Source organism: Parafrankia sp. FMc2 (assembly GCF_041008525.1).
Lineage (GTDB): Bacteria > Actinomycetota > Actinomycetes > Frankiales > Frankiaceae > Parafrankia.
The window spans coordinates 1-5,025 of the sequence record NZ_JBFLUG010000260.1; the positions used below are offsets into that span (position 1 = coordinate 1).

The 5,025-nt window shown below is 67.0% G+C and carries 1 protein-coding gene and 1 pseudogene; both read right to left on the reverse strand.

What is annotated here, in order from left to right; translation table 11 throughout:
• Window positions 1–543 precede the first annotated feature (543 nt).
• Window positions 544–669 (reverse strand): annotated as a pseudogene (locus AB1460_RS35605) (IS30 family transposase); the annotation flags it as partial.
• A gap of 113 nt (window positions 670–782) precedes the next feature.
• Window positions 783–4,835 (reverse strand): HAMP domain-containing protein, encoded by a 4,053-nt coding sequence (locus AB1460_RS35610; protein ID WP_368966829.1) that lies wholly within the window; start codon window positions 4,833–4,835, stop codon window positions 783–785.
• Between the last annotated feature and the right edge of the window lie 190 nt (window positions 4,836–5,025).

The following is a 5,025-nucleotide window of genomic DNA, read 5'->3' on the forward strand; positions in this document are numbered from 1 at the left end:
AGTCGTCACAAACCTCGATGATCACCGGTGGCCTCTTGCGTGCCTGGACCGGCTCCACCTCAACGTCGCATCTCAACCATGACCCATCAGATCAAAATGATCACTAAAGTCCGGCTGAAGTACTAGACCTCGAACGTGCGGGCCGGCAACAACGAGTGCTCGACCACCGGCGGCCCGGACACCCACCCCATCAGGTCAGGATCGGTGCGACCCCATTAGCAATGCGGAATGGTAGACGCCTACCGCGTAACCCCGCTGACCTGCGTAAATGCTAAAACCTGACTGTCCGCCGCGATATTTCGGGTCGTTGCTACAACCGTTGCTGCAGTGATTGCCCCGGCGGAACATGGACGCGGTAGCGGAGCCAGAGCGCGTGTCTGACCTGGACCGATGAGCGGCACCGCGGCGGGCGACCGTCCGTTGCGGCGGCGGACGGTCCACGGGGCACTCTCGCCGTAGTGGCACCCACGATGGTCGACGTCGGCGACTGGCTTTGGTGAGGTGGGCGGGAAGTAGCCGCGTAGTGGGCCGTTCGACACTCACAGTGTTCTCGTTCGGGCCGCGTCGCCAGGGCGAGCGAGGGTCGCAGAAGTAGCCCTGCGCGCCGAGCGAGCGTCTGATCGTGACGTGGGGGGCCATCTCGGTGCGCTGGTCCCAGGTGTGCTGCCGGACCGCTCAGTGCGGTCAAGCACACCGAGCGGGTCCGCGATCGACGCGAGCATGACCAGCAGCCACGGCGAGACACCCGCAGGCGGCGTGCTTCGACGCTCCGGTTTCGACGGCTACCGACCGGGCATCCGCTGCTCGATCCGGGCCAGCAGCATCTCGGTGTCCACCGGCTTGGCGACGAAGTCGGTCGCACCCGCGGCGAGACATTTCTCCCGGTCGCTCTGCATCGCCTTCGCGGTGACGGCGATGATCGGCAGGTCCGCGAAGCGCGGCATCTCCCGGATGGCGCTCATGGTCGCGTAGCCGTCCATCTCGGGCATCATCACGTCCATCAGGATCAGGTCGACATCGGTGTTGCCGAGCAGCATCTCGATGCCTTCCCGGCCGTTCGAGGCGTGCAGCACGGTGAGCCCGTAGACCTCAAGCATGCTCGAGATCGCGAACACGTTCCGGACGTCGTCGTCGACGACGAGGATCTTCCGCTCGCGCAGCTGGGGACGGGTGGGCGGCTCGGTCACGCCGGTGCGCTCGACGGCCGCCGAGTCGTTGGCGAGCAGCGGCGGCAGGTCATCAGGCCGGTCGGCGGACAGGTGCAGGGTGATGCGTTCCCGCACCTCGTCCAGCGATGGAAGCAGCTCCAGCCGGAGGGTCCGGTACCGAGCCTGCGCCAGGCGTTCGTGCGCGTCGTGCATCTTCTGGGTGGGGTGGGCGAGGACGGGGACATCCCGCAGGTCCGCGTCCTCCTGAAGCCGCTGCAGGAATGCGAACGCCGAGGCGTCAGGCAGCGTCAGGTCGAGCACCACACAGCGGTGCGGCGTCGCCGCCAAGGCCCGGACGGCGTCGTCCGGCGTGGTGACCGTGACGAGCTGGACAGGGCCGTGGGTGTCGGCGAGGTCCGCCGATGCCCGCTGCGCGATCAGACCGAGCAGTCCGTTGGACTCGGGTTCGAGGACCAGCAGGCGACGGTCCCGCGGTGCCTCGCCGAACGACGGCAGCGCCGGCTCGTCCGGCTGGTCGGCCTGAGCCGGGTGAGCCGGCTGGGCCGCGGGATCGGCCACCAGGTTCTGGGCGACGGCCCCGTACTGCGTCACCCCGGACCGCGCCGGCAGGGACGGTACCGACTCGGACGAAGCAGTTCCAGGCAGTGGCAGGTCGTCCAGTGGAAGGTGTGGAAGGTGGAGGGTGAAGGTGCTGCCGCGTCCGAACTCGCTTTCCACGCGGATGTCGCCGTCGAGCAGCGCCGCGACCTCACGGGAGATGGACAGGCCGAGCCCGGTGCCGCCGTACTTGCGGCTGGTGGTGCCGTCGCCCTGCTGGAAGGCGCCGAAGATCCGCTTGAGATTCTCCTCGGAGATGCCCACGCCGGTGTCGACGACGGCGAACGCGATCGTCGAGGTGGCGCGGCCGTCGGGTTCGAGCGCGTGACGGGTGTGGATGCGCAGCGCCACCTGGCCGTCCTCGGTGAACTTGACGGCGTTCGAGAGGAGGTTGCGCAACACCTGCTCGAGCCGCTGCTCGTCGGTGAACAGCCGGGTCGGCACGTCCGGTGCGACCTCGACGGTGAAGTCGAGACCCTTCTCGGCAGTCAGCGGCTGGAACGTCGCCTGCAGATCGTCGACCAGCTTGCCGAGATCGGCCCACTCCCGGTGGACGTCCATCTTGCCGGCCTCGACCTTGGACAGATCCAGAATGTCGTTGATGAGCTGCAGCAGGTCCGAGCCGGCCGAATGGATGACGTTGGCGAACTCGACCTGCTTGGGTGTGAGGTTGCGGGTCGGGTTCTGCGCCAGCAGCCGCGCCAGCACCAGCAGGCTGTTCAGCGGCGTCCGCAGTTCGTGGGACATGTTGGCCAGGAACTCGGATTTGTACTTGGAGGCCAGCGCGAGCTGCTGGGCCCGCTCCTCGATCTCCTGCCGGGCCTGCTCGATCTCGATGTTCTTGATCTCGATGTCCCGGTTCTGACGTTCCAGCAGTGCCGCCTTCTCCTCGAGGTCGGCGTTGGACCGTTGCAGCTCCTCCTGCCGGACCTGCAGCTCGCCGGACCGGGCCTGCAGCTCGCCGGCCAGTCGCTGCGACTCGACGAGCAGCGCGTCGGTCCGCGAGTTGGCGATGATCGTGTTGACGATGACGCCGATGGTTTCCATCAGCTGGTTCAGGAAATCCCGGTGCACCTCGGTGAACGGCGTGAACGAGGCGAGTTCGATGACGCCGAGCACCCGGTCCTCGAACAGGATCGGAAACACGATCAGGTTGACCGGTCTGGCCTGGCCCAGGCTCGAGGAGATCCGGACGTAGTCGGCCGGCGTCTCGGCGACCAGGATCGGCTTCTTCGTCCTCGCCGCCTGACCCACCAGCGACTCGCCGACCTTGAAGATCACCGGCACGGCCGCGTTCCCGGCGTAGCCGTAGCTGGCGATGAGCCGCAGCACCGCGTCGCCGTCGGCGACGTCGGTGAGGAAGAACGTGCCGTGCTGGGCGTCGACCAACGGCGTGAGCTCGTCCATCACCAACTCGGCGACGGTGGCGAGGTCACGGTGTCCCTGCATCAGGCCGGAGACCCGGGCCAGGTTGGTCTTGAGCCAGTCCTGTTCCTGGTTGGCCCGGGTGGTCTCGCGCAGCGACTTCACCATCGCGTTGATGTTGTCCTTGAGCTCGGCGACCTCACCCTTCGCCTCGACCGTGATGGATCGGGTCAGGTCGCCGGTGGCCACCGCGCTGGTGACCTCGGCGATCGCGCGCACCTGGCGGGTCAGGTTGCCGGCGAGCTCGTTGACGTTCTCGGTCAGCCGTTTCCACGTCCCGGACACGCCCTCGACCTCGGCCTGACCACCCAGGGCGCCGTCGGTGCCGACCTCCCGAGCGACTCGGGTGACCTCGGCGGCGAACGACGAGAGCTGGTCCACCATTGTGTTGATCGTCGTCTTGAGCTCGAGGATCTCGCCCCGGGCGTCCACGTCGATCTTCTTCGACAGGTCGCCCTGCGCGACGGCCGTGGTCACCTGGGCGATGTTGCGGACCTGGCTGGTCAGGTTGTTCGCCATCGAGTTGACGTTGTCGGTGAGGTCCTTCCAGGTGCCCGACACGCCCATCACGTCGGCCTGGCCGCCGAGCATCCCCTCGGTGCCGACCTCACGCGCCACCCGGGTCACCTCGGCAGCGAACGACGACAACTGGTCCACCATCGTGTTGATGGTCTGTGCGAGAGCCGCGACCTCGCCCTTCGCCTCGACCGTGATCTTCTGCGACAGGTCACCCCGAGCGACCGCCGTGGCCACCTGAGCAATCGAGCGGACCTGGGCCGTCAGGTTGGACGCCATCACGTTGACGTTGTCCGTCAGGTCCTTCCAGGTACCCGACACCCCCCGCACGTTGGCCTGACCGCCGAGGTTGCCCTGGGTACCGACCTCGCGTGCCACCCGGGTCACCTCGTCGGCGAACGCCGACAGCTGGTCGACCATCGTGTTGATCGTCTCTTTGAGCTCCAGGATCTCGCCGCGGGCGTCGACCCGGATCTTCTGCGACAGGTCACCCTTGGCCACCGCCGTCGTCACCTGCGCGATCGAGCGCACCTGGTCGGTCAGGTTGGCGGCCATGACGTTCACCGACTCGGTGAGGTCCTTCCACGTACCCGCGACACCCTTGATGTCGGCCTGACCACCGAGCCGGCCCTCGGTACCGACCTCGCGTGCCACCCGGGTCACCTCGTCGGCGAACGACGACAGCTGCCCGACCATCGTGTTGATCGTGCTCTTGAGCTCGAGAATCTCGCCCTGGGCCGGCACGGTGATCTTCTGGGTCAGGTCACCGCGGGCCACCGCCGTGGCGACCTGCGCGATGTCGCGGACCTGTCCGGTGAGATTGCCCGCCATCGCGTTGACCGAGTCGGTGAGGTCCTTCCAGGTGCCCGACAGGCCGGGCACCACGGCCTGGCCACCGAGTTTGCCCTCCGTGCCGACCTCCCGGGCGACCCGGGTGACCTCGGAGGTGAACAGCGCCAGCTGGTCTGCCATCCCGTTGAACACGGTGGCGATCTCGTCCAGCAGCGCGTCGCCGCTCTGCGGGAGCCTGGTGCCGAAGTCACCGCCACGCACCGCCGACAGGCCGGCGAGCAGACGACGAAGAGCGGCGTCGTCGAGTGCTCGGTCAAACGTCTCAGCCTCAGTCACACGAGCTCCAGATGTCGGCCCACGTAAACGGGCATCGATCAATTTTAGGTGCAGAGTGGTGGACTAGTACTTCAGCCGGACTTTAGTGATCATTTTGATCTGATGGGTCATGGTTGAGATGCGACGTTGAGGTGGAGCCGGTCCAGGCACGCAAGAGGCCACCGGTGATCATCGAGGTTTGTGACGACTC